Raw genomic sequence first — 26,946 nt, 5'->3', positions numbered from 1 at the left:
ACGACAATCCTCCCCCCGGCGGGGGAGGATTGGCGCGACTTCGCTATGCCCCGCGCGGCAGCGGGGTGGCGCAAAGGCTGAGCATGCGGCTGGCGATCTCGCGCTCACCCATCACCACGTCACCCGCCCCCGCCGCCTCGAGATGCGCGACCTCGGCATCCGAATGGGCGCGAGCGACGATGGCGATGTCGGGACGGACCCTGCGCACCGCCTCGACCACCGCGCCGCCCTCGAACCCTTCGGGGATCGCGATCAGCAGCTTGCTCGCCCGCTCGATCCCTGCGGCCTCCAGTGCCGCCGGGTCGAGCGCGTTGCCGCGCACCACGTTGAGGCCCGCTTCCTTCGCTTCATTGGCGGTATCGGGCTGATCCTCGATCAGGATGAAGCTGCGGTCGCGCGCCTTCAGGTCGCGCGCGATCAGCTTCCCGACCCGGCCATAGCCGATCAGCACGACATGGTCGCGCAGATCGCCGGTGTCCGCGGGTGCCTCCACCGGATCGGTCTTCTCCTGCCGTTTGGGCACGAACCAGTTGAAGAGGAACGGGTTGACGAAGATCGACAGCAGCGCACCTGCCAGGATCAGGTCACGGCCCGCTGGGGGCAGGATCGCGAGACTGGTACCGAGCGTGGCGAGGATGAACGAGAACTCGCCGATCTGCGCGAGGCTCGCCGCGGCGGTGATCGCGGTGCGGTGGTTATGCTTGAGCGCGCGCACGATCAGATACGCCGCAAGCGACTTGCCGAACACGATGATCAGCACCGTCGCGATCAGCGGCAGCGGCTGCTCGACGATCACCGACGGATTGAACAACATGCCGACCGAGACGAAGAACAGCACCGCGAACGCGTCGCGCAGCGGCAGCGTCTCTTCGGTCGCCTGACGGCTGAGCGGCGTTTCGCCCAGGATCATGCCGGCGAAGAAGGCGCCGAGCGCGAAGGACACGTCGAACACCACTGCGGCACCGAACGCGACGCCGAGCGCGATCGCGAGCACCGCAAGGCGGAACAGTTCGCGAGAACCGGTATGCACGACCCAATGCAGCGCCCAGGGGATGACCCGGCGCCCGACCAGCAGCATCACGACAAGGAAGCCGGTGATCTTGAACGCGGTCTGGGCGAGCGGCACGAGCAGTGCCGACCAGGTCGCGGGCGCATCGCCCTTCACCACCTCCGCCAGCGCGGGCAGCAGCACCAGCGCGAGCACCATCACCAGATCCTCGACGATCAGCCAGCCGACCGCGATCCGCCCACGCTCGGTATCGACGATCCCGAACCCCTGAAGTGCGCGCAGCAGCACCACCGTGCTGGCGACGGATAGAGCGAGGCCGAAGACGAAGCCGGCGAGCGGGTCCCAGCCCATTGTCCAGCTCAGCCCCATGCCCATCAGCACGGCTGACGCGATCTGCACGATCGCGCCAGGCACCGCCACTTTCCGCACCGCGAGCAGATCGCGTAGCGAGAAGTGGAGGCCAACGCCGAACATCAGCAGGATCACGCCGATCTCGGCGAGTTCGGCGGCCAGGTCGCCGTCTCCGACGAAACCCGGTGTGTAGGGGCCGACCATGATACCGGCGAGCAGATAGCCGGCGATCGGCGAGACTTTCAGCTTATGGGCGATCGACCCCATGATGAAGGCAATGACGAGGCCGGCGACGATGGTGGCGATGAGCGGCGTGTGATGCATAGGCAATGATGTCCCTGTTTGGTGCCCGGGCCGTCAATGCGGCCCGGGAGTATGCGGCTCACTACTCGGTCGTTGCGCCGACCAGTGCCGCGGCGATCGCGGCGCTTCCGGCAATCCCGCTCCAGATCGCGGGTGCAAACCACCAGGGCGGCCGCTTGTTGCGTGGCGTTTCCATGACATTCTCCCAGTTGCGCCGCCCGCAGGCGGCGGGTTGGCAAGGGGAAGGTCAGGAAAGCGGCGGACCACGCGGGCTGCCGTCCAGAACAGGGGGCGACGACAGCGCGGGCGCCGACGTCAACGGCTTGGGGGGGGAAGGAAGAGCGTATTTGGGCGCTGCGGGCGCGACGGCCAGAGGCGCAAGCGCGATCGCGCCGCCCTGCCCGCTTGCCGGCTCATCGTCGCGACGGACGATCTCGGCCACGATGCGTGGCTGCGCACGGCTGGGCTGGAGCGCGACCGCGGTGGTCGCCGGGTTGAACGCGGAGCCATAAGCGGTGGTGCGTGGTACCCCGCCGAACATCAGCGAGGACAGCAGCGCGGTAACGAGCGCAAGCCAGAGTGACGCGAGTTTGAGCGGCAACCGAGGCCGCTGCGTCTTCGCTGTCAGGATCATCCGGTTCGCCACAAGGCGAAAATAATGCGACTCGGCTGAAATTCAACGCGCCGAAACGAAACGGGGCGCGGAAAGCATAGCCTTCCGCGCCCCGCACTGTTCGTTTGCGAACGGCTTACTCAGCCGCTGCGACGTCCTTCGACGGACGCGGGTCGCGGCGCTCGGCGATGCGCGCCGACTTGCCGGTGCGGCCACGCAGATAATAGAGCTTCGCACGACGCACGACGCCGCGGCGGACGACTTCGATGCTGTCGATGTTCGGCGAATAGAGCGGGAAGACGCGCTCGACGCCCTCGCCGAACGAAATCTTGCGAACGGTGAAGTTGCTGCCCATGCCCTTGTTGGCGCGGGCGATGCAGACGCCTTCATAGTTCTGAACGCGGGTGCGCTCGCCTTCGACGACCTTCACGCCGACCTTCAGCGTGTCGCCGGGGCGGAAATCGGGGATCTTCTTGTCGGCCAGGAACTTCGCGACGTTCTCGGCCTCGATCTGCTGGATGAGGTTCATCTCATTCGTCCTTCTTTTGCCGCGCGCCAGAGGGAGACTGGACCCGAGCGCCCTCATGGCGCTCCCAAAGATCCGGCCTCCTTAGCCGTGTATCGATCTCTGCCTGTTGCTTTCGCCAGGCCGCGATCTTCGCATGATCCCCCGATCGCAGCACTTGCGGGATCGTGCGCCCTTCCCATTCGACGGGCCGGGTATACTGCGGATATTCGAGCAAGCCGCTTTCGAAGCTTTCCTCGACCCCGCTGGAAGGCGCGCCCATTACGCCGGGAAGCAGGCGAATGCAAGCGTCAAGCAGCACCAGCGCCCCCATCTCCCCGCCCGAGAGGATATAGTCGCCGATCGAGACCGGCTCGATGCCGCGCGCCTCGAACAGACGCTCGTCGAAGCCCTCGAACCGGCCGCACAGGATCGACACCCCAGGACCCGCCGCCAGCGCACGCACCCGCTCCTGCGTCAGCGGCGCGCCGCGCGGGGTCATCGCCAGCATCGGGCGGTCGTAACCCACGCTGTCACATGCCGCCGCGAGGATATCCGCCTTGAGCACCATCCCCGCTCCGCCGCCCGCTGGCGTATCGTCGACCGTGCGGTGCTTGTCGGTGGCAAAATCGCGGATCTGGACGGTGTCGAGCGACCATTTCCCTTCCGTGAGCGCACGTCCGGCGATCGAGGTGCCGAGCGGACCCGGAAACATCTCCGGATAGAGGGTCAGGACGGTGGCGGCGAAGCTCATTGCGTCAAATTGTCCAGTCTTCGATGCGAAGCCCGGGCACCTCCCGGAAATCGCGAACATTGTGCGTCACCAGCGTCGCGCCGAGCGCGAGCGCGTGGGCGGCGATCAGCCGGTCGAACTTGCCCCGCGCTTTCCGTGCAGCCGGAAAGCGCCGCGCCGCACCCGCGTCGAACGGCAAGACGGCGACGCTTTCGGCAAAAGCGTCCGCCGACGCAAGCGCGCCCTGCGCCAGTTCGGCGAGCGTTACGGCGGAGATCGCCACCCCCTCCTCCCGCTTCGCCCGCAGCGCGACGCGGCAGCCGGGATCACGCAGGATGCGGATGCAGATATCCGTATCCAGCAGGAAACGGGTCATTTGAGCGCCTTTACTTCCCCGGCTGCGGCGCGAAACGCAGCGCCTGGATCGTCGGTGGATTGGTTGGCGCGAGCAGGATCTGGCCGTCAAGCTTGCCCTTCTCGCAGTTCCAGCGGAAGCCGGTCGAGAGATTTCCGGTCGGCGCCAGCGGCTCGGCGGTGGCGCACTCGCCCACCAGCCCCTTGATCCGCGCGAACTCCTTCGCCCAATTCTCCGCCGAGCGATCGAGCAGGAAGTTCATGGCAAGCTTGCCCTCGAGCGGCTTGAGCTCGCCCGCCTGATAGGCGGCGCGCGAAGCATCCTGCATCGTGCCCAGCAGCGGGTTGAGCGGGATTTCGCGCGGAGCGATCGCATTATGGCGGGCGAGCGCCCACAGCGACTGCCACACTGGAACCGACGGCCCCTGATAGGTGCGGTTGGCAAAGCCGAACGCCGCGGTTCCGGTCTCCGGCGCGAGCACCACGAAGCTGCCATAACCCGGATAGCCGCCACCATGCGCCAGCGTCAGGCCGAGGTTGCAGTCCGGGGTGACACGAAAGCCCATGCCATAGGCGGTGGCATGAACACAGTGATCGTCTTCCGCCGCGCCGGGCCGCGGGATGATGCGCACGAAGTTCAGCCCCTGCGCCATTTCGCGCACCGTCGCCCGCCTGACCGGGCCGGTCTCGGCGCCGTCGCGCGCCGGCCAGGCGGAGAGCAGGAAGGCGACCCATTTCGCATAGTCGTTCGCGGTGGTGACGAGCCCGCCCATCGCCCCGAACGCGCCGTCGCGCATCTGCGGCTCCTCGACCCAGCGTTCATTCTCCCAGCGATAGCCAACCGCCAGCTTGTCCTTCGGCACGTCGCCCACCTCATAGGTCGAGGCGGCCATGCCCAGCGGGCGCAGGATCGTGTCGCGGATATAGGCCTGATAGGGCTTGCCCGAGACGTTGGAGACGATGCGGCCGAGCAGCGCATAGCCATAGTTGGAATATTCGTGCTGGCTCTGCCCGACGCGGCTCCATGGTACGCCCGCCGAGATCATCGCGCTGAACTCCGCCTCGGTCAGGACCTGTTGCCGGTCGCCCCAGGGATCATCGGTGACCATGCCGCCGACATGCTGGAGCAGATCGCGGATGCGGATACGCGGGCTGTCGCTGGTGGGATATTTCCAGCCGCGCATCTCAGGCACGTGCTTTTCGGCCAGATCATCGAGCGACAGCTTGCCGTCATCGCGCAGCTTGAGGATGGCGAGCGCGGTGAACGCTTTGCTCATCGATGCGATGCGGAAGCGGGTGTCCATCATCACCGGCGCACCACCGATCGTCTGAACGCCCCGCATCGATGAAAGGACGATCTTGCCGTCCTTGACCACCGCATAGACGAGGCCCGGCACCGGGGTACGTTCCTCGAATTTAGTAAAGGCGTCGCCGACTTCGACGACCGCGGCGGGCGGAAGCTGCGAAACGGTCTGCGCTGCGGCGGGCAGCGCGACAGACGCGGCAAGGATGGCGAGCGGGCGGATCAGACGGTTCATCATCCGTCGAGGCAACCAGAGAAACTCGTGCTTTGGAAGCGAAATCAGCCGTTGCGGCCGCTGCGCAGCGCCTCGGCCCAATCCTCCCGCCCCTCACGCTCAGCCTTGGCGGCTGCAGACAGGTGATCATAGGGAATCGCGCACAGCTCGACCGTGGTGCCGCTCACCAGCGCGTAGCGGGCGAGCGGGTCGCCATTCTCGACCGAATAGAAGGCCGGGTGGTCGTCGGTATAGGCCTGAAGCCCGACGCTGCCGGGGTTGGCGATGGTGCGGCCATCGGGAAGCGTCATGACGCGGGCGACATGGGTGTGGCCGCACAGGGTCAGCGCCGCCGCGGCGCCGCCGAGCCGCTCCACGATCTCGGCATCGGATGCATCGCGCAAGCCGATGCCCTCGACGCTGTGGATCAGATGCTCGACATCGCTGCGCGGGCTGCCGTGGACGCAGAGGATAGCCCCCATTTCCGTCATCCCGGCCCCCGTGCCGGGATCCACATCGCCGCGAGCGATGCCATCGAGGCTCAAGCGCATCGCCTGCCGACCGGTGGATCCCGGCACAGAGGCCGGGATGACGGTAAGCGCTTCGGGTTGATCCGCCAGCCAGGCGAGGTGCGCGTCGCTCAAACAGCCGCGCGCGAACCGGTCCGACGCGTTCATCCGGTCGAGCGAATGCGTGAGCAATTGCCGCTCGTGATTGCCCGCGATCGTCGGCCAACCCTCCCGCATCAGCAGATCGGCGGTTTCGGCGGGCCAGAGCGGGCCGGACAGACTGTCGCCCAGATTGACGAAGCCGGTCGCACCGGCGGCCCGGGCATCGGCGATGACCGCTTCAAGCGCGGGAAGATTTCCGTGGATGTCGGAGAGGACTGCCAGCATCGCGCCGGCTATTCAGCCCAGCCGTCAGCGACGGTCAGCGTCGCCGCATCCCAGCGCGGTACCGCGGCGGGCTTCATCGGGATCATGAAGCGCTTGGCGCCCTGATTTTCGACCGGGGTCCGCTCGATCTCGACCACATCGCCCGCGCCGAAATTCTCGACCGCGACGACGGTGCCAATCGCCTCCCCGGTTTCGGAGACCGCAGCGAGGCCAATCAGATCGGCATGATAATATTCGCCGTCTTCAAGCGGCGGCAGCGCTGTGCGCGGCACAGTCAGTTCGATGCCGCGCATCTTCTCGGCAGCGGTCCGGTCGGCGATTTCGGCGAAACGGGCAATGGCACCGTTATTGCCATGCCGTACCGATTTGAGCGTCAGCGCACCGCTGTTGAAACTGCGGTGCACCGACAGGTCCTCGGCGAAGACCTTGAGACGGACCTCCCCTGTCACACCGTGCGCGCCGATGATGACGGCGAGCGTGACAGGGGCGTCCTTGGTCAAGGGTCAGCCCTCGGCCTTTTCCTCGGTCGCGTCAGCGGCCGAAGCTTCTTCAGCAGCGGCTTCAGCGGCCGGGGTTTCCTCGGCAACCGCTTCGGCAACCTGCTCGGCTTCCGCAGTCGGCTCTTCGGTCGCGGCTTCGACTTCGGCGGCGACGACCTCGACGGCCTCGGCCTGGGCTTCCTCGACAGCCTCGGGCTCGGGCGCCGGCGCGGCGGCAGCGGCTTCAGCAGCGGCCTTCGCCTCTGCAGCGGCTTCCTCGGCGGCCTTCAGCTTCTCGGCACGCTCTTCAGCGCGCTCGACGGCCTTCTCGCCCGGCTTGCCCTTGTTCGGGTTGTTCTTGGCTGCGCGCTCCTTGACGCCGGTGACGTCGAGGAAACGGGCGACGCGGTCGGTCGGCTGCGCGCCGACGCTCAGCCAATGCTTGGCGCGGTCGGTGTCGAGCTTGATGCGGTCCGCATTGTCCTTGGCGAGAAGCGGGTTGTAGGTGCCGATCTTCTCGATGAACTTGCCGTCACGCGGCGAACGCGCGTCGGCAACGACGATGCGGTAATAAGGGCGCTTCTTCGAACCGCCACGCGACAGACGCATGCTGAGTGCCATTGGTAGTCTTCCTTCTTAAAAGTCTGAAATTAAATTACTTTTTCTTGTTCAAAAGCTTTGCCAGCTCGGGCGGAATCTCGCCGTCGCCGGGCAGGCCGGGGATGCCGCCGCCCGGGCCGCCAAGCTTGCCCATCATCTCGCCCATCTGCGGGCCGCCAAGCGCGTTGCCGAGGCCGCCCATGCCACCCTTGCCGAGCATCCCGAGCATGCCCTTGAGGCCGCCCATCTTCTTGATGCGCTTCATCGCGGTGGACATTTCGAGGTGCATCTTGAGCAGCTTGTTCACGTCCTGAACGGTCGTGCCCGAACCCTTGGCGATGCGGATCTTGCGCTTGGCGTTGATCAGCTCGGGCTTGGTGCGCTCCTTGGGCGTCATCGACGTGATCATCGCGTCCATGCGGAGCAGGATACGCTCATCGACCGCGCCATTGGCCATCGCCTGCTGCGCCTTCTTCATGCCGGGGATCATCCCGGCGAGCGCGCCGAGACCGCCCATGCGGCGCATCTGCGCGAGCTGGCCGCGCAGGTCGTTCATGTCGAACTGGCCCTTGGCGAGCCGCGCCGCCATCTTCTCGGCGTCTTCTTGCTCGATCGCCTGAGCGGCCTTCTCGACCAGCGAGACGACATCGCCCATGCCCAGGATACGGCCGGCAACACGCTGCGGGTGGAAGGGCTCGATCGCGTCGAGCTTTTCGCCGACGCCGGCGAACTTGATCGGCTTGCCGGTGACGGCACGCATCGAGAGGGCCGCACCGCCACGCGCGTCACCGTCCATGCGGGTGAGCACGACGCCGGTGAGCGGCACCTGATCGCCGAAGCTCTGCGCGACGTTGACCGCGTCCTGACCGGTCAGGCTGTCGACGACGAGCAGGATTTCCTGCGGCTTGGAGATGTCGGCGACCGCCTTCATCTCGTCCATCAGCTGCTGGTCGACGTGCAGGCGGCCCGCGGTGTCGAGCATCAGCACGTCGAAGCCCTGAAGCTTCGCGGCCTGAAGCGCGCGGCGGGCGATATCGACCGGCTGCTGCCCCGCGACGATCGGGAGCGTCGCGCCCTCGATCTGCGTGCCGAGCACGGCGAGCTGTTCCTGCGCGGCCGGGCGATTGACGTCGAGCGACGCCATCATCACCTTCTTGCCCTGCTTCTTCAGCAGCCTGGCGATCTTGGCGGTGGTGGTGGTCTTACCCGAGCCCTGCAGACCGACCATCATCACGACGGCGGGCGGGGTGACGTCGAGCGCGAGCTCGGCCGTGTCCGGCCCCAGCATCTCGATCAGCGCGTCGTTGACGATCTTGACGACCTGCTGGCCCGGCGTGACCGAGCGCAGCACCTTTTCGCCGACCGCCTGCTCAGTGACGGTCTCGACGAACTGGCGAGCGACGGGGAGTGCGACGTCGGCCTCGAGCAGCGCGATACGCACTTCGCGCATCGCGGTCCGCACATCGGCTTCGGTCAGCGCGCCACGGCCCTTGAGACGGTCGAATACGCCGCCAAGCCGCTCGCTCAGACTATCGAACACTCGCTTCTCCAATTCTTCCCAAGTCCGAAACGCATAAAACGCCGGCGGACGAAACCTCGTCGGCCAGCGTGCCCTTGGGCAACATGCGTCGCGTTCCTGGGAACGGTCGGAGGCGCGCTTAGCCGGAAACGAAGATAGGTGCAACCTCTACCCACTTTAACTCCATCTACACTCTCGACGTGGAAAATCCCGCGATTGACAGGGGTGGGAGATTTGCCGGCATGGCGCTGGATCTCGACAAGCAAGACGAAATCAGGAACGCAGCGCCGGGCACGGACCTGATCACGGGGGCCATCAGCGTCGCCGCGATCCTGATGTTCGTGGGCACGGGCAGCTCGGTCCTGTCCAAGACGCTCAAACACTATTTCGAGGGCGGCGCGCCGGCGGATCGCACGCTGGTGATCGCGCTGCTGCTCAACGTCGCGCTGATCCTGTTCGGCTGGCGCCGCCACACCGCGCTGCGCCATGAGGTGCGCATCCGCGCCGCCGCCGAAGAGCGCGCGCACATGTTGGCGAGTCGCGATCCGCTGACGGGCTTTCTCAACCGCCGCAGCCTGAACGAGGAAGGCGCGGCGATGTTCATGCGCGCGCACAACCGCCGCAAGGCGATGGCGCTGATGATCGTCGACCTCGATCACTTCAAGACGATCAACGATATGCACGGCCATGCGGTCGGCGACGCCCTGTTGCGCGCCGTCGCGGGCGAAATCGCGAACGCCATGCCTCCGGTAGCCCTGACCGCTCGACTGGGCGGCGACGAATTCGCATGCGGCTTCCTGTTCGATCCGGCACACCCCGATACGGTCGAGCGGATCGCCGAGAAGCTGGTCGCGCGCCTCTCCCAGCCGATCGAGGCCGACGGCTTCCGGCTCCATATCAGCTGCTCGGTCGGCGTCGCGCGATCCGACTTCGACTGCCAGAGTATCGATGCGTTGCTGCGGTCTGCTGATATTGCGATGTATGTCGCGAAGAAGTCGGGGCGAAACCGCTATGCGTGGTTCGACCAGTCGATGGAACGCGAGCTGCAGACGCGCAACGAGCTCGAATCGGGGCTGCGCGCCGCGATCCCGCGCGGCGAAATCGTCCCCTATTTCGAGCAGCAGATCGACCTCGCCTCCGGCAAACTCTACGGCTTCGAGGTTCTCGCCCGCTGGGAACATCCGACGCGCGGGCTGATCAGCCCCGAGCTGTTCATCCCGATCGCCGAGGAAACCGGCCTGATCGCCGAGATGTCGCTGTCGATCATGCACCAGGCCTTCACCGCGGCGCGCGATTGGGACCCGGCGCTCAACCTGTCGGTCAACATCTCGCCCTGGCAGCTGCGCGACGCCTGGCTGTCGCAGAAGATCATCAAGGTGCTGACCGAGACCGGCTTCCCCGCCCATCGGCTGGAGCTCGAGATCACCGAGAGCGCGCTGTTCGAGAACCTGGCGCTCGCCCAGTCGATCGTCGGCAGCCTCAAGAACCAGGGCGCCAAGCTGGCGCTGGACGATTTCGGGACCGGCTATTCCAGCCTCGCGCACCTGCGCGCGCTGCCCTTCGACCGGATCAAGATCGACAAGAGCTTCGTGATCTCGCTCAATGAGAGCGCGGACTCCGCAGCCATCGTCAATGCGATCGTCAGCCTGGGCGAGAGCCTCAACCTGCCGATCACCGCCGAGGGCGTCGAGGATGCTGCGATCGAAGCACGGCTGAAGGCGCTCGGCTGCTCCAAGGCCCAGGGTTGGTATTATGGCAAGCCGCTCTCGGTCGCGGGTGCGCGGCGGATGCTGGCGGAAAAGAGGCTGCTGGTGCAGCAGGCCCAGACACCCGCAACGGTCACGCCCGTCGTCCAGATCGCGCCCGACGGCGAACGCCGGGCGAGTTGACCTCCCCCTTCTCCCGGCGCCCGGCCTGATCTAGACGTACGCGACGCACCGGGAGAGGTGAGGACAATGGCCGTCGATCGACGCATAGTGCTGGCAGCCCTGGCAGGAGGTGCCGGGGGCGTCCTTGCGATCCGCACCCTGATGGCGCGGCCATTGCAGCCCGGCCCCTCTGCATTGCCCGCGACGCCGGCTCGGCCCAACCTCTACAATTGCGAGGGCTGCGAAGCCGTGGGCGAGCGCCCCGCCGGAACGCTCCGCGCAACGGTCGAGCTGGCTGACCCGGGCGAACCGGGTGAGCGGATGATCCTGACCGGACGGGTCGTGACCGCGGACGGCACTACCCCCGCTCCAGGCGTGGTCATCTACGCGCACCACACCAACAGTGATGGCCTGTACGCGAACGGATCGAACGAGAGCATGTGGAGCCGCCGCCATGGCCGGCTGCGCGGCTGGGCGCGCACCGGTGCGGACGGGCGCTATACCTTCAACACGATCAAGCCCGCCCCCTATCCCGACCGGACGATGCCCGCGCACGTCCATCTGTTCGTCGGCGAGCCCGGCCAGCGGCCCTATTATATCGACGACGTGGTGTTCGAGGGCGAGTTCGGCGTCACTCCCGCCTATCGCAAGGCGTGCGAGCTGCGCGGCGGCGACGGGGTCATCCGGCTAGGCAGGACTTCGAACGGCATCCTGCTGGCGCAGCGCGACATCAGGCTGGAAACGCACCCGGCCTGATCAGGCAATTCATGCCTGATCATCACCCGGCAGAGTTACCATCCGGCATCCGGACGCTTCAGATACTCGCGCTCGGCAGGCGTGGACTCGCGGCCGAGCGCGGCGTTGCGGCTGGGGAAGCGGCCGAACTGTTCGATCACCACCGCATGATCGATCGCGTACTTCACCTGCTCGTCCTTGCCGATTGCCGCCATCTTGGCGATGCAGAGCTTCTGCGCCTCCGGGCTCTCGGCATGCATCAGCGGCATGTAGAGAAAGACGGCGCGATCGGCGGGTAGTTTTGCGTCCCAGCCCTTGCCGATCGCTTCGAGCGTCAGCGACAGCGCCAGCTTGTCCGCGGCATAGGCCTGTGCCGTGCCGCGATGCATGTTGCGGCTGAACTGATCGAGCACGATGACCGCGGCAAGGAGATTATCCGGCTGGTCACGCCAGCCCGCAGCGCCGCTCGCCATCAGGAAATCGTGCAGCCGCGAGAAGCGCGCGCGAATGGTTTCGTCGAGCGCGTCATCCTTCGCGAAATGCTGTTCGGGCGTGAGCTCCCCAAACCAGAAGTCGAGCACCGCACCGGCCTCGTCATGGACTTCGCCGTCCGCCAGCCCTAGATCGCCGCTCATGTCGTCCTCCTGTTCCGGACCAGAGGTAATCAGCCTGGGCTGCAGGCTCAACCTCGCTGAAAGCGAAACGATCCGGGCGCTGCTTGGGTCCGAGGATGTTGTCGTCGTGAACAGCTGCGCGGTGACCAACGAGGCCGTGCGCCAGACCCGCAAGGCGATCCGCCAGGCGCGGCGCGCCCGTCCCGACGCGCAGCTCGTGGTGACCGGCTGCGCCGCGCAGATCGACCCTAAAAGCTTCGGCGAGATGCCCGAGGTGGACCGGGTGATCGGCAACGCCGAAAAGCTGATCCCGGCCGCATGGGCTTCGGAAGAGGCGGCGCTGGTTCAGGACATCATGGCGGTACGCCAAACCGCGCCCCACCTCGCCGCGAGCTTCTCCGCCCATGCCCGCGCCTTTGTCGAGGTGCAGAACGGGTGCGACCATCGCTGCACCTTCTGCGCGATCCCCTTTGGCCGCGGGAACAGCCGGTCGGTGCCGGCAGGTGCGGTCGTCGAGCGGGTGCAGGCACTGGTCGAAGCCGGGCATCGCGAGGTCGTGCTGACCGGGGTGGACCTGACCAGCTACGGCCCCGACCTGCCCGGCACGCCGACGCTGGGCATGCTGGTCGAGCGGGTGCTGGCGCATAGCGATGTCGCGCGGCTGCGCCTCTCCTCGCTCGACGGGATCGAGATCGACGAGCGGCTGTTCACGCTGCTCACGCAGGAAGCGCGCGTGATGCCGCATGTCCATCTCTCGCTCCAGGCGGGCGACGACATGGTGCTCAAGCGGATGAAGCGGCGGCATGCGCGGGCGCAGTCGGTGGAACTGGTGGCACGGCTCAAGACGGCGCGGCCCGAGATCGCGATCGGCGCGGACCTGATCGCCGGATTCCCGACCGAGGACGAGGCGATGTTCGCCAACACGCTGGCGCTGATCGACGATTGCGACATCGTCCATGCGCATATCTTTCCCTATAGCCCGCGCGACGGCACGCCGGCGGCTCGGATGCCACAGGTCGCACCCGGCATCGCCAAGGCGCGCGCGGCGGCGTTGCGTGAGCGCGCGGCGGCGCGGCGGGCGGCGTGGCTGGACTCGCTGATCGGCACCCGCCAGTCGATTCTGGTGGAAAGACCGGGCGACCGCGGGCATGCGGGCAATTTCGCGGAAGTGATACTTCCGCCACAGGAAGTCGGGGCAATCGCGAACGTGAAGATCGAAACGGTACAGGACGGCAAGCTGATCGGGGCGATCGCATGAGCGGACCTTCGTGGCGCGAACGGCTGCTTGGCGGGTTCAAGAAGACGTCCGACAAGCTGGTCGGCAACCTGGCCGGCCTTGGTGCCGCGCGCCTGGACGACGCGACGCTGGACGAGATCGAGGAGGCGCTGATCGCCAGCGACCTCGGCCCCGGCACCGCGGCGCGTATCCGCAGCCGGCTGGCCGACGGTCAATATGAGCGCGGCATGGAAGACCTCGGCATCCGCCTGGTCGTCGCCGAGGAGATCGAGAAGGCGCTGGTCCCCGTCGCCAAGCCGCTGACCACCGACAAGGCACGGCCGCAGGTGATCCTGGTGATCGGCGTCAACGGATCGGGCAAGACCACGACCATCGCCAAGCTGGCCGCGATCCTCAAGGATCAGGGGCTGAAGGTGATGCTGGCGGCGGGCGACACGTTCCGCGCGGCCGCGATCGGCCAGCTCAAGACCTGGGCCGAGCGGGTCGGCGTGCCGATCATCGCGGGCGCCGAGGGCGGCGACGCTGCGGGAATCGCGTTCGAGGCGCTGAAGCAGGCCACCGACCAGCGTGCCGACGTGCTGATCGTCGACACCGCCGGCCGTCTTCAGAACAAGCGCGAGCTGATGGACGAGCTGGCCAAGATCCGCCGCGTGCTCGGCCGGATCGATCCGGGTGCGCCGCATGACGTGGTGCTGGTGCTCGACGCGACCACCGGCCAGAACGCGCTCAGCCAGATCGAGGTGTTCAAGGAAGTCGCCGGCGTCACCGGCATCGTCATGACCAAGCTCGACGGCACCGCGCGCGGCGGCGTGCTGGTCGCGGCGGCGGAGAAATACGGTCTGCCCATCCACGCGATCGGCGTCGGCGAGAAAGTCGACGACCTGCGCGGCTTCGATCCCAATGAAGTCGCCCGGATCATCGCGGGGGTCGAGGCGTTCAACAAGGGCTGAACCGGCCCCACCTCTTGAAATTGTGGCTCGACTTCGCGCGACACGCACGGAATTCTAGGAACCGATGACCGAATCCACCTCCACCAAACCGGCCCCTACCCCGGGCCTTCGCATGCTGATCGATTTCGGTCCGCTCGCGATATTCTTTGCCGTCAACAGCCTGATGGGCGGGCCGCAGCTGCTGCGGATGATGGCGGCGACCGCCGCGTTCATGGTCGCGATCCTCGTCGCCATCGGCGTCTCGCTGTGGAAGACCAAGCATGTCTCACCGATGCTTTGGATTTCGGGTGCGCTGGTGCTGGTGTTCGGCGGGCTGACTTTGTGGTTCCGCGACGAGACCTTCATCAAGGTGAAGCCAACGCTCGTCTATTCGATGTTCGCCGCGGTGCTGGCCTATGGCCTGATCACGAAGAAGCCGCTGCTGCAGATGCTGCTCGAAAGCGCCTATCCGGGGCTGACCGCCAAGGGCTGGCGCCTGCTGACGATCAACTGGACGATCTTCTTCGTCGCGATGGCGGTGCTGAACGAAGCGGTGTGGCGCACGCAGAGCTGGGATTTCTGGGTCGGCTTCAAGCTGTGGGGCGTGGTGCCGCTGACGCTGATCTTCGCGATGGGCAACGTGCCCATGCTGCTGCGCCACGGCCTGACCACCGACCGCGAGATCGTCGACAAGGCGCTGCCGCCAGAGCAGTGAGCTCCACCATACGGACAAGAAAAAGGGCCGCGGTTCGGGTGAACCGCGGCCCTTTTCATTTACGCCGTCGGGCGATCAGCCGTTCTGGTCGGCCCGGCTCACGCCCTCGCCGTCGAGGTTCGCAGCGACGAAATCCCAGTCGATGATCTTGGTGATCGCATCGAGATAGCCCGGACGCGCATTGCGGTAATCGATGTAGTAGGCATGCTCCCACACGTCGATCGTCAGCAGCGGCTTGTAGTCATAGACGACGGGCGTGTCGGCGTCGTGGAGCGAGGTCACCTTGATCTCGTCGCCGTCGAGCACCAGCCAGCCCCAGCCGTTGGAGAAGTGGTTGGTCGCCTCGGCGATCAGCTTCTTCACCAGCTCTTCCTTCGAACCGAAGGTCTTCTCGATCAGCTCCGCGAGCTTGCCGGTCGGCTCCTTGGGCTCAGGCGTCAGGCCGAACCAGTAGAAGCTGTGGTTCCAGATCTGCGCCGAGTTGTTGAAGAGCGCCTTGTCGCCGGTTTCCTTGGCGTGCTTGATGACTTCCGAGAGCTTCTTGCCCTCCAGTCCCTTGTCCGCGACGAAGCCGTTGGTCTTGTCGACATAGGCCTTGTGGTGCTTGCCATAGTGGAAATCGAGCGTCTCGGCCGAGATGGTCGGCGCGAGCGCGTCCTTGGCGTACGGCAGCGTGGGAAGTTCGAAAGCCATGGGGTTACCCTCCTTATGTGTCTGGCGCCCGCCTAACGCATCAGCCCGGGCTTCGCCGCACAAATTTTTCTCGTGTCGCAATCGAAATGGGCGATCAGTGGGGGAGCCAGCTCCAGATCGGATTGGCGGGGTCCGACAGCAGCTTCACGGTGAGCGCGACCGACATGAGAACCAGCAGCGGCCGCACGCCCTTGCCGCCGAAGCGCATCGCCAGCCGCGCGCCGATCTGATTGCCCACGATATTCGCGGCGGCCATGCCGAGGCCGAGCATCCACAGCACCTTGCCGCCAGCGATCATCGCCAGCAGCCCGGCGACATTGGTGGCAAAGTTGAGGAACTTGGCATTGGCGATGGCGCGGACGAGGCCGAGCCCGGCGAGTGCGACGAGCATCGTCGTCAGGAAGGATCCCGCCCCGGGGCCGAAGAAGCCGTCATAGAAGCCCAGCACGACCGACACCGCGGTGATGCCGATCCGGCCGAGCCGGGCGTGGCGATCCGCCTCTCCCATCGGCGGCGCAAGCAGGAAGTACATCGCCATCAGGATCAGAAGGATCGGGACGAAGGCGGTGAGAAAGCCAGGATCGACGTGCTGGACGGTGAATGCACCCGCCGCGGAACCCAGGAACGCGCCCGCCGCAGGCAAAGCGAAGCGGCGCAGGTCGAGATGGCCGCCGCGCCAATAAGCGATGCAGGCCGATGCGGTTCCGAACGCGCTCTGCAGCTTGTTGGTGGCGATCGCCGCGACCGGCGGGACGCCTGCCGCCATCAGCGCGGGGATGGTCAACAGCCCGCCCCCGCCGGCCATCGCGTCGATCGTTCCTGCGACGAAGGCGATGGCGAGGAGGAAGGCGACGATCTCTGCGGTGAATTCCATGCCGGGCGCGATAGGCCGCGCGACGCCCGGATGGCAACCTATCCCCCGGCGTTCAGCAGCTCGTGGCGCTTCAGGGCGTGGCGGAGCTGGTCATAACTCAGGCCAAGCGCCTCCGCCGTCGAACGCTGGTTGAAGCGATTCTCGGCGAGCGCACGGCTGAGCAGCTCGCGCTCGAAACGGTTGACGCGGCTCTTGAAGTCGCCGGCGAGATCATCCTCGCGGCGCGGCAGCGGCCCGGGCTCCTCGGTAACGAGCTGCACCGGCGCGGCGTTGCCAGGGATGCCGTGCGGCATGGGCGCCGGGCGATAGGGCGAGGCGAAGGGATCGATCTGAATCGCATCGACCGGCCCGTAGCCGTCCCAGCGATAGATCGCGCGCTCGACCACGTTGCGCAGCTCGCGGACGTTGCCGGGCCAGCTGTAGTTGGTCAGCGAGTCGAGTGCGGTCGGGCCGAACCCTTCCCAATCCTTGCCGATTTCCGACGACATGCGCCTGCCGAAGAATTCGGCAAGGACGAGGATGTCGCCGGCGCGCGCACGCAACGGCGGCAGCGTCACCACCTCGAAACTCAGACGGTCAAGCAGGTCGGCGCGGAAGGTGCCCCGCTCGACACGCTCAGGCAGATGTTCGTTCGTCGCGGCGACGATTCGGACATCGACCTGGATCGGCCGCGACGCACCGATGCGGGTGATTTCCCCATATTCGACCGCGCGGAGCAGCCGGTCCTGCGCCGCCATCGAAAGCGTACCCAGCTCATCGAGGAACAATGTGCCGCCATCGGCCTCTTCGAACCGGCCGGCACGCCCCTTGGTCGCGCCGGTGAACGAGCCGGCCTCATGCCCGAACAGCTCGGCCTCGATCAGCGTTTCGGGCAGCGCGGCGCAGTTCATCACCACCAGCGGCTGGTCCCAGCGCGGCGACAGGCGGTGGAGACGCTCGGCGACCAGCTCCTTGCCGGTCCCGCGCTCGCCGATCACCAGCACCGGCCGGTCGAGCGCCGCTGCGCGCGACGCGAGTTCGAGCGCATCCAGAAATGCGCCGGATTGGCCGATCACCTGGGTCGTGCGCTCCATATCCGAACCTTTGGGGTATTTTCCCAACACTTGGCAAGGGGACAATTGCAACGATCGGCCGGAACCGGTTGAAACTGGCGGATTTCAGCCAGTTTTCAAACTTGGCACGCCCCCTGCAATATTGCTGTCATGCCGCATCGGGCGGCAAAGAGATACCAAGGGACGGAACGACAATGTACAAGGGCAACAACAGCTTTCGCACCACGATGGCGGCGCTGATCTGCACCCTGGTCGTGAGCACCACCTGCCTCGCCAGTGTCGTCGGCCCCGCCGCCACCGCGACGGCCAATGTTTCCACTCAGGCCACGGCCTGAGCGGTCCCGCCGGGCGGGTAACCCCTAGCCCGCCCGGCGGCACGGAGTTTCAAGGAGCAAGTTGAAGATGGGCATTTTCTCTCGCACCCGCGATATCATCGCAGCCAACATGACCGACCTTCTCGACAAGGCGGAAGATCCGGCGAAGATGATCCGCATGATCATCCTCGAGATGGAGGAGACTCTGGTCGAGGTTCGCGCCAGCGCGGCGCGCACCATCGCCGACCAGAAGGAAATGCGGCGCCATATCGCGAAGCTGGAGAATCTGCAGCTGAGCTGGACCGAAAAGGCCGAGCTCGCGCTGAGCAAGGACCGCGAGGACCTGGCCAAGGCCGCGCTGGTGGAGCGCCAGAAGGCGTTTGATATGTGCGATCAGCTCCAAGCCGAGATTTCGGTTCTGGACGACGCGCTGCGCGCCTCGGAAGAGGACATCGCCAAGCTTCAGACCAAGCTGCGCGACGCCCGGGCCCGCCAGAACGCGATCACGACCCGCCTGGAAAGCGCCAACAACCGCGTCAAGCTGCGCGAGATGACCCACGGTTCGAAGGTGAGCGAGGCATTCAGCCGCTTCGACCTGCTCGAGCGCCGGGTCGACTTCGCCGAGGGCCGCGCCGATGCGCTGGCACTGGGCGCGCCGAAGAAGACGCTGGAAGAGGAAATCGCCGAGCTTCAGTCGGCCGAGAAGGTCGATGCCGAGCTGGCCGCGCTCAAGGCGCGCCTGAACAAGGAGGGCTGAGACGATGGAAGATGTTTTCATGGCACTCGTCGTCGTCGGCTTCATCTTCGTCGCGATGCCCTGGGTGATCCTGCACTATGTCACCAAGTGGAAGCAGGCGAAGACCCTGACCGGTGAGGACGAGAACCTGCTCGACGAGCTGCACTATACGGCACGCCGGCTGGAAGATCGTCTTCAGACCATCGAGCGGATCATCGCCGCCGACAATCCGGAGTTCCGTCTGCGCGGTCACGATACGCCGCCGGTCCGCGAACTCCCCGACTATGAACGCGCACGGAGGAACTGAAATGTCTGTCAGCCGCACGCAACTCTATCGCGACAAGATCAACGGCAAGTGGCTGGGCGTCTGCGAGGGTCTTGGTGAGTATACCGGCGTCGACCCGCTGTGGATCCGCCTGGGCTTCCTGGCCCTGCTGGTCGCCACCTTCCCGCTGATGTTCTTTGTCTATATCGGCCTGGCGATGGTCACTTCGCAGAAGCCGATCGGCCTCTACCACAGCGATGAGGACAAGAAGTTCTGGCAGGGCGTGCGGGCCAATCCGCGCCGCTCGACCCAGGAAGTCCGCTCGAAGCTGCGCGATATCGACCGCCGCATGGCCGACATCGAAACCTTTTATACGAGCCGCAACACGCAGCTCGCCGACGAGATCGAGCGCCTGCGCTGAGCCGCGGCGTTCAACAGGAGGGAACAACCAATGAGCTGGAGTGGACCGGGTTTCGTCATCGCCATCATCGCGATCTCGACCTTGGGCTGGCTCGTATCGACCTGGATCCGTGCAAAGCACGGTTATCCGATCGAGAATGAGTGGAGCGGGATGACCAACAAGGCCGACCCCGCCGCAGAACGCAAGATCGAGCTGCTGACCAACGAGAATGAGCGGCTGACGGGGCAGATCGGCCGGCTGGAAGAACGGATTGCGGTGCTGGAACGCATTGCCACCGACCCCGCCGAACGCACCGCCCGCGAAATCGACTCGCTGCGCTGAAACCAGAACAGAATTTAGGGAACGCACAATGGATCCGCAGTTTCTTCAGCCCTTCTTTCCCCTCGTCGCCATCATGGGTGTTCTGGGTATCGGCGGATGGGTGCTGACCACCTGGCTGCGCATCAAGCACGGCTATCCGCTCGAGGGCGGCTGGGGCCAGGCAATCTACCCCAAGAAGAACGATGAGGCGATGGAGCGGATCAAGCTGTTGACCAGCGAGAATGCTCAGCTTCGCGCCGAACTCGGTTCGATTAAAGACCGTTTGGCGAATGTCGAACGCATCGTCACCGACGGAAGTGTAGCGCTGGATCGCGAGATCGAAGCGCTCCGCGTCACCACCAAGAACTGAAGGATCCGGAGATATGCCCACCAGCCTGCTCATCTTCTTCATGATCGTCGTGGGCATTCCGGTGATCGGCGGCATCGGCTCCAGCATGTTCGCGCGCTGGCTGAAGCACAAAGAGAAGATGACCGAGGCGCTCAACGCCCAGACTGCCGAGAAGGCCGCGCAATATGCGGCGCATACCGAGCGGCTGGAGCAGCGGGTGCGGGTGCTGGAGCGGATCGCGACCGACAAGGGTCTCGACCTCTCCGACGAAATCGAACGGCTGCGTGACGAGCGGCCTGTAAACTGAACCAACCCCCGAGTATTAGGGAGTAGCAACAATGTTGATCGGGTTCTTCGCGGTACTGGGCGTGATCGGCGCAATCGGCGTCACGCTTTCCGAGATGCGCGACCGCCCCGTCCGCCGCGCCGAGAGACTGGCGCGCGAACAGGCGGAAGCAACGAACTGAAACGACGCCGGACCAACGGCGCAAAGGCCAAGGAGGCTTTGAATGAATCCGTTTGAGATGGTGATCGGGATCGTGCTGATCGTGACGATCGGCAGCGTCATCCGGGCGAAGATGGGTGTCCGCAAGGACAAGTGGGGCAACGAGCATAGCGTCAATGACGGCGCGAATACCGCCGAAGCCCGCCGCCTGCAGGAAGAGGTGCGCACGCTGAAGGACCGCATCGCCGTCCTTGAGCGGGTGATCACCGACAATCACAGCGCAACCAACCTCGACCGCGAGATCGAGAAGCTGCGCGACGGCCGGAACTGACCGGCACAACCGAACGCAACGCGTCTGATGGAGGGCGTGATGAGTGACCCTAATTTCTACCTTGTCATGGCGACCGCGGCCCTTGCCGGCCTGGGTATGGTCACCGCGGCGGGCCTCGCCGGATGGCGCGGCTGGCTGTCGCTGAAGCGGCAGGAACTGAGCCTGGCGCATGCCGGCGACAACCACCAGCCGGCACCCACCCACGCCGGTGCGCGGATCGAGATCGCCGATCTCAAGGAACGGATCCGCAAGCTCGAAGCGATCGCCGCCGGGGTCGATCTGTAACCATTGCTTACCCGGGAGCGGCACCCCTTGCAGCCGCTCCCGACCCGGCGCCGGATCCGCCCGTCAGCGCGCGATCCGGTGCCGCTTCAGGAAACGGACTGCTTCCGTTTGAAGGCGGGCCTGGACATCATCCTCGAACTGGCCATGGCCGCCGCCGGGCACGATCTGAAACTCCGATGGAACCCCGGCCTTGTCGAGCGCTGCCTTCAGTAATTGTGACGACTGGATCGGCACCACATCGTCGGCGTCGCCATGGACGATGAACACCGGCGGCTGCCCCTTGCGCACCAGCGTGAGCGGCGACATCCGCGCCGCCAGAGTCGACGCGTCCGGCCCCTCCCCGATCCACTTCGTGATCGACGGGCTGTGCCAAGCGCCAACCGATTCCGGGCGCAGGTCGCTCGGCCCGTAGAAGTCCACGATCGCCGCAGCGCGCGGCACGGGACCGCAGGCAGGCAGATCGATGTCTGATTTCGCCCCCATCATCCCCGCCAGCAACGCCAGATGCGCACCCGCGCTGCTCCCCATCACCACAATCTGACGCGGATCGAGCTGGTAGCGATCCGCTTCGCGCGCCGCCCAGGCCATCGCGCAGCGCGCATCCTGAACAGCCGCAGGCGCCCGCGCGGTGCCCGACAGGCGATATTGAACGCTGACCACCGCATAGCCCGCTTCGACGAAGCGCTTGAAGCCGGTCCAGCTCTTCGGCCGCTCGCCGCGGGCCCAGCCGCCGCCGTGCAGGAAGATCAGTACCGGCGCCCGCCCCTTCGCTGCCGGACGGTGCAGATCAAGATGCAACGGGCCTGTGGAATGAGTCGCGTAGACGATATCGGTGGTAGTGGTAACCGGCGCGCGCGCCATCGCCGGGGTTTGCGCGCCAGACGCTCCGGGCAGTGCCAGCAGGAGCGCCCATGCCGTGAGTCCCGATCGCCCCCAACGTGCCGTCATACCACTCTCCCGTACTCGTCGATGCGCACAATGCCGGGGTGGCGCGGGGACGCAAGCCCGCTATAGGCGCGGCCATGTCGAACCTTGACGATATCCGCGACGAATATGCGTTCCTCGACGCCGACGACCGCTATCGGCTGCTGATCGACCTTGGCCGCGCGCTGGAACCGATGCCCGATGCGCTCAAGACCGACGCGACCCTGGTGCGCGGCTGTTCGGCGGCGGTGTGGGTCTATCCGATGGCCCGCGACGACGGCACGCTCCACTTCCTCGCCGACAGCAACGCCGCGATCACCAAGGGGATCATCGCACTGGTGCTGCTGACCGTGCAGGATCGCAACCCGGCGAATATCCTGGCGACGAGCATCGAGGACGCGCTCGCGCCGTTCGACCTGCGCAATCAGCTCAGCTCGAACCGGACCCAGGGCATCCCCAACATGATCGCGCTGATCCGCGCGACGGCGGAGCGCTATACGGGCTAGGCCAGGCCCGCTGCTTCGGCGACTTCGTCGAGGTCTGCGCCCTCCGGCACGATCAGCCATTCGCGGCTGGCGGAAGCATTGACCAGGGTCACCGCGCCGCGCGGACACACGCCCAGGCATTTGACATCGACCACGCCCGCCTCCGCCTTGCGGCCCTTCTTCAATCCCAGATGCTTGCGCAGCGCCTTGCCCAGCGGCTGTTTGCCCTTGGGGCCGAACCCGCCGCCCAGCTTCTTCGAGCATTTGGCGCAGACCAGGACGGCGCCGGACCAATTGGAGCGGATGCGCGCCTTCAATCAGGCCGCCACTGGCGGCGTTCCTCGGCGGCGCGCAGCACTTCATACGCCGTCTGAATCGCCTGAAAGCGCTTCGCCGCCTCGGTATCATTGGGACGAATGTCCGGGTGATTCTCCTTGGCGAGCCGCCGCCACGCCGTGCGAACGCCCTCGAAATCGGCGTCAGGATCGAGGTCGAGCACGTCGAGCGCCCGCATCTCGTCGCGCGACCGGCTGCCGTCGCCCGGGCCGGCCCAGGCGTTGTGGCGGCTCTCCGCATAGCCGTTGGCGGTGCGGCGCTCATCGGCTTCACGCTTGGCCGCTTCCTCGGCGGTCAGGCCCTCGAAATAATTCCAGTTGCGATTGTATTCGGCGGCATGCGCTTCGCAGAAATACCAGCGCTCGGGGCTGTTGGGCGATTTGGGCGCCGGGCGGTCGCCCGGTTCCTCGCACCCCTCGCGATCGCACAGGCGCACGCGCACGGCCTCACGCTCGGACCCGTAGGGCCGCCAGCGGGGGAAGCCCCAGTCCATCGAACGGGTCGAACGCGCCATCGCCCGCCAGATAGGCGCAGACGGCGGGAATTTCCAGCGCTGGCGGCGGGTTTCGCAAAGCCGGACGGACAGCGCTTGACGCCCCCGCCCGCCCCCTGTAGAGGCGCCGCTTCCCGCTTACACGGCCCCTTCGTCTAGCGGTCAGGACGTCGCCCTCTCACGGCGAAAACACGAGTTCGATTCTCGTAGGGGTCACCAGCGGGTTCGGGGCGCCGTCACCGCATCTCTGCCGTGACCTGCCCTTTCCGAAAGCCCTGCCGAGAATGGGCCCGAGCGATCCCCCGCCGGTACCTTCTGCGCACCTGCCCACCCCGCCCGACACCTATGGAATAGTCCGGCTACCACGATTGGGTGGTGGGTAACCCCGATGCCCGAATCGCTTCCCGCGACAGCTTCCCTACTCTGTGCCGACCAGTCTGGCGTGCCCAGTATCAGGTGGGAGGAACGGCGCGATGCAGGTCGTTTTGATGGCGGGGGGCCTGGGCTCACGCCTTTCGGAAGAAACCGTCCGCATACCCAAGCCGATGGTCGAGGTCGGCGGCAAGCCGATCATCCTGCATGTCATGGACATCTATGCCCAGCACGGCGTCACCGATTTCGTCGTGGCGTGCGGCTACAAGATGATGCTGCTGAAGCAGTTCTTTCACGACCTGCACTTCATGAGCAACGATTTCACCGTCGCCACCGGCAACGGGCACATCGCGCTGCGGCAATGCCGATCGCTCGACTGGAACATATCGGTGGTCGACACGGGCGAACTCACCATGACCGGCGGACGCCTGCTCCGGTTGCGCGACTGGCTGGAGGGCGGGACCTTCATGGTCACCTATTCCGACGGGGTGGGCGACATCGATATCGGTGCACTGCTGGCGTTCCACCGCTCGCACGGCAAGCTTGCGACGGTCACTGCGGTGCAGCCGCCGGCGCGGTTCGGCAATCTCGAGCTCGAGGGCGCGCGCGTCGCCGAATTCACCGAGAAGGTGCGCAAGCACGAGACCTGGATCAACGGCGGCTTCTTCGTCTTCGAGCCCGGCGTTCTCGACTATCTGAGCGGCGACGAAGAGCCGCTGGAACAGGCGCCGCTGAGCCGCCTTGCTCAGGATGGCCAGCTGTTCGCGTACAAGCATACCGGATTCTGGCACCCGATGGACACGGTCCGTGACCGGGATCACCTCAACCAACTTTGTGTAGCCGGTTCGCCGCCATGGGCGAAAAGCCCCCCTGCTCCATGGCAGCTCGCCGTACCGTCGGCAGGAGCGCATGCACATGCGTAATGCGCGGTTCGACGAAGACCGGTTGAGCCGCGCGCTGGCTGGCCACCGGATCCTCTTGACCGGTCACACCGGCTTCAAGGGGGGCTGGTTAGCGCTGTGGCTACGGCGGCTGGGCGCCGACACCACCGCGGTCGCATTGCTCCCGCACGGCCGCGAACCCAGCTTTTTCGAGGCCGCCAGCGTCGCGGATCTGGTCGATCACCGCGTATGCGACATCCGCGACGAGGCGGCCTTTCTGAGAACGGTCGAGGATTGCGATCCGCATCTCGTCATCCACATGGCGGCGCAATCGCTGGTCCGCCCGTCCTATACCGCGCCCGTCGAGACACTGCAGACCAACGTCGTCGGCACTGCGATCGTGCTGGAAGCCGCACGGCGCTTCCCCTCACTGAAGGGCGCCATCGTCGTCACCAGCGACAAATGCTACGAGAATCGCGGCTGGCCCTGGGGGTATCGCGAGACCGACCGGCTCGGCGGCAGCGACCCCTACAGCGTGTCGAAGGGCTGTGCGGAACTGGTGGTCGAGGCGTATCGCCGCTCCTTCTTCCGCGATCCCGGCAGCCCCGTGCTCGCCACGGTACGCGCGGGCAATGTGTTCGGCGGCGGCGACTGGGCGACCGACCGGCTGGTGCCCGACATCGTCCGCGCGGTCGCGGCAGGCACACCGGTGCATATCCGCAATCCGGCGAGCGTGCGCCCCTGGCAGCATGTTCTCGAACCGCTTGCTGGCTATCTGATGCTCGCCGCCGGAATTGCGGAGGGCGACCGAAGCCTCGCCGGCGCATGGAATTTCGGCCCGGACCCCGAAGCCACGGTCGATGTCGCGACGCTCGCCGCGCTGCTGGAAAGCGCCTGGGGCCGCCGCAGTCCGCAATTCCTGTTCGGCAACGAGGAGGATGCGCCGCCCGAGGCGCACGTCCTGCACCTCGACAGCGCCAAGGCCCGCTCGGTGCTCGGCTGGCGCCCGCGCCTTGCACTCGATGAGGCGGTCGCGCTGACGGTCGAGTGGTACGGCGCCGCGCTCGACGGAAGCACCAGGCTGCGCGCACTCAGCGAGCGCCAGATCGACCGCTACGTCCGCGGTCTTCACCCGGTGCAACCCAGGGGTTTCGCATTCGATCCGATATTCGGAGGGGCCGCCGCATGCGCGTGAACTATGGCCAGAGCGTCCATGGAGAGGAGGAGATCGCGGCCGTCGTCGACGTGCTGCGCACCTCCACACAGATGGGCACGCATGTCCGCGCGATGGAAGCGCGCGTCGCCGCGCTCTTCGCGAAGCGGCACGGAATCATGGTGAACTCCGGCTCGTCGGCGAATTATCTCGCCGTCGAGCTGCTTCGTCTTCCGCATGGCAGCGAGGTGATCACGCCCGCGCTGACCTTTGCCACCACCGTCGCGCCGATCGTGCGCCACGGGCTGGTCCCGGCGTTCGTCGACGTCCGCGAGGGGACATACAATATCGATGAAGACGCGATCGAAGCGCGTATCACGCCCTGCACCCGCGCGATGATGATCCCTTCGCTGATCGGCAATCTTCCCGACTGGGACCGGCTTCGCGACATCGCCGACCGGCATAATCTGATCCTCATCGAGGATAGCGCCGATACACTCGGCGCAACGCTGCGCGGCGAGAGCACGGGCAAACGGTCGGATATCAGCACCACCAGCTTCTACGGCTCGCACGTCGTCAACGCGGCAGGCAATGGCGGCATGTTGTGCGTCAACGACGAGGCCCTTGCCCGGCGTGCGCTGCTGATGCGGTCATGGGGCCGATCTTCGTCGCTCTTCGTCGAATCCGAAGCGATCGAGCGCCGCTTCGACGTCAAGCTGGGCGACATTCCCTATGACGCGAAATTCCTGTTCGAGGAGCTCGGCTATAATATCGAGCCGTCCGAAATGGGCGCCGCCTTCGGCCTGATCCAGCTCGACAAGCTGACGCACAATATCGACCTGCGCGAACGGAATTTCGCGCGGCATTGCGAATTCTTCGCCGACTATGCCGACTGGTTCATCCTGCCGCGGCAGCTGCCCCGGACACGCACCGGCTGGCTCGCCTTCCCGCTGACGATCCGGCCGGAAGCGCCGTTCGGCCGGCGCGAACTGCAGATCTGGTTCGAGCGCGCGGACATCCAGACGCGCGTCGTCTTCACCGGCAACATCCTCCGCCAGCCGGCGATGGCGAACGTCAAGGTCAACGCCGATCCGCTGGGCTATCCGATGGCCGATGCAGTCACCCGCGGCGGCATCCTGCTCGCCTGCCATCACGGCCTCAGCGACGAACAGATCGACCATATCCACGCAACCTTCCGCAGCTTTGCCGAGCGTCACGTGTCGCTCGCGGCGCGCGTCGCGTGAGAGGCGCAGGACAGGA

General features: G+C 66.1%; 36 protein-coding genes and 1 tRNA gene. 20 read left to right on the top strand and 17 right to left on the bottom strand.

Going from position 1 to position 26,946, the window contains the following annotated elements:
- Positions 1 to 43 precede the first annotated feature (43 nt).
- The 10 genes from AC07TU_RS10280 to ffh form a co-directional block, all read right to left on the bottom strand.
- Positions 44 to 1,684, bottom strand: a complete 1,641-nt coding sequence (locus AC07TU_RS10280) for a cation:proton antiporter domain-containing protein (protein WP_495187814.1) — start codon at positions 1,682 to 1,684, stop codon at positions 44 to 46.
- 226 nt (positions 1,685 to 1,910) lie between these two features.
- Complete coding sequence (locus AC07TU_RS10275) at positions 1,911 to 2,297, bottom strand: hypothetical protein (protein WP_495187813.1); 387 nt, start codon at positions 2,295 to 2,297, stop codon at positions 1,911 to 1,913.
- A gap of 115 nt (positions 2,298 to 2,412) precedes the next feature.
- Positions 2,413 to 2,805 (bottom strand): 50S ribosomal protein L19, encoded by a 393-nt coding sequence (rplS, locus tag AC07TU_RS10270; RefSeq protein WP_066579235.1) that lies wholly within the window; start codon positions 2,803 to 2,805, stop codon positions 2,413 to 2,415.
- A gap of 1 nt (position 2,806) precedes the next feature.
- Positions 2,807 to 3,535, bottom strand: a complete 729-nt coding sequence (gene trmD / locus AC07TU_RS10265) for a tRNA (guanosine(37)-N1)-methyltransferase TrmD (protein ID WP_495187812.1) — start codon at positions 3,533 to 3,535, stop codon at positions 2,807 to 2,809.
- 4 nt (positions 3,536 to 3,539) lie between these two features.
- Entirely contained in the window at positions 3,540 to 3,890 is a 351-nt protein-coding gene (locus tag AC07TU_RS10260; protein WP_495187811.1) for a type II toxin-antitoxin system VapC family toxin, read from the bottom strand.
- A 10-nt stretch (positions 3,891 to 3,900) separates the two neighbouring features.
- Positions 3,901 to 5,406, bottom strand: a complete 1,506-nt coding sequence (locus AC07TU_RS10255) for a serine hydrolase domain-containing protein (RefSeq protein ID WP_495187810.1) — start codon at positions 5,404 to 5,406, stop codon at positions 3,901 to 3,903.
- 44 nt (positions 5,407 to 5,450) lie between these two features.
- Positions 5,451 to 6,281 carry a metallophosphoesterase family protein gene (locus AC07TU_RS10250; protein WP_495187809.1) on the bottom strand — a complete coding sequence of 277 codons (831 nt, stop codon included), beginning with the start codon at positions 6,279 to 6,281 and terminating at the stop codon, positions 5,451 to 5,453.
- Positions 6,282 to 6,289: 8 nt separating this feature from the next.
- Positions 6,290 to 6,781, bottom strand: a complete 492-nt coding sequence (gene rimM, locus AC07TU_RS10245) for a ribosome maturation factor RimM (RefSeq protein WP_495187808.1) — start codon at positions 6,779 to 6,781, stop codon at positions 6,290 to 6,292.
- Between the two features lie 3 nt (positions 6,782 to 6,784).
- Entirely contained in the window at positions 6,785 to 7,381 is a 597-nt protein-coding gene (gene rpsP / locus AC07TU_RS10240) for a 30S ribosomal protein S16 (RefSeq protein ID WP_495187807.1), read from the bottom strand.
- Between the two features lie 34 nt (positions 7,382 to 7,415).
- On the bottom strand, positions 7,416 to 8,900 hold the full coding sequence (gene ffh, locus AC07TU_RS10235; RefSeq protein WP_495187806.1) for a signal recognition particle protein: 1,485 nt from the start codon (positions 8,898 to 8,900) through the stop codon (positions 7,416 to 7,418).
- A 221-nt stretch (positions 8,901 to 9,121) separates the two neighbouring features.
- On the opposite strand from ffh, the gene AC07TU_RS10230 reads away from it, so the two are divergent.
- Both AC07TU_RS10230 and AC07TU_RS10225 read left to right on the top strand, forming a co-directional pair.
- Positions 9,122 to 10,768: a putative bifunctional diguanylate cyclase/phosphodiesterase gene (locus AC07TU_RS10230; protein WP_495187805.1), complete on the top strand. Its 1,647-nt coding sequence runs from the start codon at positions 9,122 to 9,124 to the stop codon at positions 10,766 to 10,768.
- A 66-nt stretch (positions 10,769 to 10,834) separates the two neighbouring features.
- Positions 10,835 to 11,503, top strand: a complete 669-nt coding sequence (locus AC07TU_RS10225) for a dioxygenase family protein (protein WP_495187804.1) — start codon at positions 10,835 to 10,837, stop codon at positions 11,501 to 11,503.
- A gap of 35 nt (positions 11,504 to 11,538) precedes the next feature.
- Here AC07TU_RS10225 and AC07TU_RS10220 read toward each other — a convergent pair whose 3' ends face one another.
- Positions 11,539 to 12,117 (bottom strand): DUF924 family protein, encoded by a 579-nt coding sequence (locus AC07TU_RS10220; RefSeq protein WP_495187803.1) that lies wholly within the window; start codon positions 12,115 to 12,117, stop codon positions 11,539 to 11,541.
- On the opposite strand from AC07TU_RS10220, the gene mtaB reads away from it, so the two are divergent.
- From mtaB to AC07TU_RS10205, 3 genes are all read left to right on the top strand, one after another.
- Positions 12,116 to 13,354 (top strand): tRNA (N(6)-L-threonylcarbamoyladenosine(37)-C(2))-methylthiotransferase MtaB, encoded by a 1,239-nt coding sequence (gene mtaB, locus AC07TU_RS10215; RefSeq protein ID WP_495187802.1) that lies wholly within the window; start codon positions 12,116 to 12,118, stop codon positions 13,352 to 13,354. The two genes, AC07TU_RS10220 and mtaB, sit on opposite strands and share 2 nt — an antisense overlap.
- On the top strand, positions 13,351 to 14,283 hold the full coding sequence (ftsY, locus tag AC07TU_RS10210; RefSeq protein WP_495187801.1) for a signal recognition particle-docking protein FtsY: 933 nt from the start codon (positions 13,351 to 13,353) through the stop codon (positions 14,281 to 14,283). Before mtaB ends, ftsY begins: the two co-directional genes overlap by 4 nt.
- Positions 14,284 to 14,347: 64 nt before the next feature.
- Complete coding sequence (locus AC07TU_RS10205; RefSeq protein WP_495187800.1) at positions 14,348 to 14,977, top strand: septation protein A; 630 nt, start codon at positions 14,348 to 14,350, stop codon at positions 14,975 to 14,977.
- 75 nt (positions 14,978 to 15,052) lie between these two features.
- Here the strand turns inward: AC07TU_RS10205 and AC07TU_RS10200 are convergent, their stop codons facing one another.
- The 3 genes from AC07TU_RS10200 to pspF form a co-directional block, all read right to left on the bottom strand.
- A complete protein-coding gene (locus AC07TU_RS10200; protein WP_495187799.1) occupies positions 15,053 to 15,670 on the bottom strand; it encodes a superoxide dismutase in 618 nt (205 codons plus the stop codon).
- A gap of 94 nt (positions 15,671 to 15,764) precedes the next feature.
- Positions 15,765 to 16,544 carry a TSUP family transporter gene (locus tag AC07TU_RS10195; protein ID WP_495187798.1) on the bottom strand — a complete coding sequence of 260 codons (780 nt, stop codon included), beginning with the start codon at positions 16,542 to 16,544 and terminating at the stop codon, positions 15,765 to 15,767.
- A 38-nt stretch (positions 16,545 to 16,582) separates the two neighbouring features.
- Entirely contained in the window at positions 16,583 to 17,617 is a 1,035-nt protein-coding gene (gene pspF, locus AC07TU_RS10190; RefSeq protein WP_495187797.1) for a phage shock protein operon transcriptional activator, read from the bottom strand.
- A 101-nt stretch (positions 17,618 to 17,718) separates the two neighbouring features.
- On the opposite strand from pspF, the gene AC07TU_RS10185 reads away from it, so the two are divergent.
- The 10 genes from AC07TU_RS10185 (at position 17,719) to AC07TU_RS10140 (ending at position 21,042) form a co-directional block, all read left to right on the top strand.
- A complete protein-coding gene (locus AC07TU_RS10185; RefSeq protein WP_495187796.1) occupies positions 17,719 to 17,931 on the top strand; it encodes a hypothetical protein in 213 nt (70 codons plus the stop codon).
- 67 nt (positions 17,932 to 17,998) lie between these two features.
- On the top strand, positions 17,999 to 18,667 hold the full coding sequence (gene pspA, locus AC07TU_RS10180) for a phage shock protein PspA (protein ID WP_495187795.1): 669 nt from the start codon (positions 17,999 to 18,001) through the stop codon (positions 18,665 to 18,667).
- A 4-nt stretch (positions 18,668 to 18,671) separates the two neighbouring features.
- Complete coding sequence (pspB, locus tag AC07TU_RS10175) at positions 18,672 to 18,953, top strand: envelope stress response membrane protein PspB (protein WP_495187794.1); 282 nt, start codon at positions 18,672 to 18,674, stop codon at positions 18,951 to 18,953.
- A 1-nt stretch (position 18,954) separates the two neighbouring features.
- Positions 18,955 to 19,332, top strand: coding sequence for an envelope stress response membrane protein PspC (gene pspC / locus AC07TU_RS10170; protein ID WP_495187793.1), 378 nt, complete (start codon positions 18,955 to 18,957; stop codon positions 19,330 to 19,332).
- A 30-nt stretch (positions 19,333 to 19,362) separates the two neighbouring features.
- Positions 19,363 to 19,653, top strand: a complete 291-nt coding sequence (locus tag AC07TU_RS10165; RefSeq protein WP_495171511.1) for a hypothetical protein — start codon at positions 19,363 to 19,365, stop codon at positions 19,651 to 19,653.
- A gap of 28 nt (positions 19,654 to 19,681) precedes the next feature.
- Complete coding sequence (locus AC07TU_RS10160; RefSeq protein ID WP_495187792.1) at positions 19,682 to 20,002, top strand: hypothetical protein; 321 nt, start codon at positions 19,682 to 19,684, stop codon at positions 20,000 to 20,002.
- Positions 20,003 to 20,015: 13 nt separating this feature from the next.
- Positions 20,016 to 20,288 carry a phage holin family protein gene (locus AC07TU_RS10155; protein WP_495187791.1) on the top strand — a complete coding sequence of 91 codons (273 nt, stop codon included), beginning with the start codon at positions 20,016 to 20,018 and terminating at the stop codon, positions 20,286 to 20,288.
- A gap of 31 nt (positions 20,289 to 20,319) precedes the next feature.
- Positions 20,320 to 20,448 (top strand): hypothetical protein, encoded by a 129-nt coding sequence (locus AC07TU_RS10150; protein WP_331027323.1) that lies wholly within the window; start codon positions 20,320 to 20,322, stop codon positions 20,446 to 20,448.
- Positions 20,449 to 20,490: 42 nt separating this feature from the next.
- Positions 20,491 to 20,757: a hypothetical protein gene (locus AC07TU_RS10145; RefSeq protein WP_495187790.1), complete on the top strand. Its 267-nt coding sequence runs from the start codon at positions 20,491 to 20,493 to the stop codon at positions 20,755 to 20,757.
- A 39-nt stretch (positions 20,758 to 20,796) separates the two neighbouring features.
- On the top strand, positions 20,797 to 21,042 hold the full coding sequence (locus AC07TU_RS10140; protein ID WP_495187789.1) for a hypothetical protein: 246 nt from the start codon (positions 20,797 to 20,799) through the stop codon (positions 21,040 to 21,042).
- Between the two features lie 63 nt (positions 21,043 to 21,105).
- On the opposite strand, the gene AC07TU_RS10135 is transcribed toward AC07TU_RS10140, so the two are convergent.
- Entirely contained in the window at positions 21,106 to 21,990 is an 885-nt protein-coding gene (locus AC07TU_RS10135) for an alpha/beta fold hydrolase (RefSeq protein WP_495187788.1), read from the bottom strand.
- A gap of 74 nt (positions 21,991 to 22,064) precedes the next feature.
- Between AC07TU_RS10135 and AC07TU_RS10130 the strand changes: the two genes are divergently transcribed.
- On the top strand, positions 22,065 to 22,472 hold the full coding sequence (locus AC07TU_RS10130) for a SufE family protein (RefSeq protein WP_495187787.1): 408 nt from the start codon (positions 22,065 to 22,067) through the stop codon (positions 22,470 to 22,472).
- Here AC07TU_RS10130 and AC07TU_RS10125 read toward each other — a convergent pair.
- Together AC07TU_RS10125 and AC07TU_RS10120 are read right to left on the bottom strand one after the other, a co-directional pair.
- Positions 22,469 to 22,768 (bottom strand): (2Fe-2S) ferredoxin domain-containing protein, encoded by a 300-nt coding sequence (locus tag AC07TU_RS10125; RefSeq protein WP_495187786.1) that lies wholly within the window; start codon positions 22,766 to 22,768, stop codon positions 22,469 to 22,471. The two genes, AC07TU_RS10130 and AC07TU_RS10125, sit on opposite strands and share 4 nt — an antisense overlap.
- Entirely contained in the window at positions 22,765 to 23,301 is a 537-nt protein-coding gene (locus tag AC07TU_RS10120; protein WP_495187785.1) for a J domain-containing protein, read from the bottom strand. Before AC07TU_RS10120 ends, AC07TU_RS10125 begins: the two co-directional genes overlap by 4 nt.
- 123 nt (positions 23,302 to 23,424) lie before the next feature.
- Between AC07TU_RS10120 and AC07TU_RS10115 the strand changes: the two genes are divergently transcribed.
- The 4 genes from AC07TU_RS10115 to AC07TU_RS10100 all read left to right on the top strand — a co-directional run bounded on the left by AC07TU_RS10115 (position 23,425) and on the right by AC07TU_RS10100 (position 26,930).
- A tRNA-Glu gene (locus AC07TU_RS10115) sits at positions 23,425 to 23,499 on the top strand.
- A 254-nt stretch (positions 23,500 to 23,753) separates the two neighbouring features.
- Positions 23,754 to 24,575: a glucose-1-phosphate cytidylyltransferase gene (gene rfbF, locus AC07TU_RS10110; protein ID WP_495187784.1), complete on the top strand. Its 822-nt coding sequence runs from the start codon at positions 23,754 to 23,756 to the stop codon at positions 24,573 to 24,575.
- On the top strand, positions 24,568 to 25,728 hold the full coding sequence (gene rfbG, locus AC07TU_RS10105) for a CDP-glucose 4,6-dehydratase (protein ID WP_495187783.1): 1,161 nt from the start codon (positions 24,568 to 24,570) through the stop codon (positions 25,726 to 25,728). Before rfbF ends, rfbG begins: the two co-directional genes overlap by 8 nt.
- On the top strand, positions 25,719 to 26,930 hold the full coding sequence (locus AC07TU_RS10100; protein ID WP_495187782.1) for a DegT/DnrJ/EryC1/StrS family aminotransferase: 1,212 nt from the start codon (positions 25,719 to 25,721) through the stop codon (positions 26,928 to 26,930). Before rfbG ends, AC07TU_RS10100 begins: the two co-directional genes overlap by 10 nt.
- The last annotated feature ends 16 nt before the right edge of the window (positions 26,931 to 26,946 follow it).

The organism is Sphingomonas sp. GW821-FHT03E12, assembly GCF_059420685.1.
This window is presented reverse-complemented; position numbering and strand designations above follow the sequence as displayed.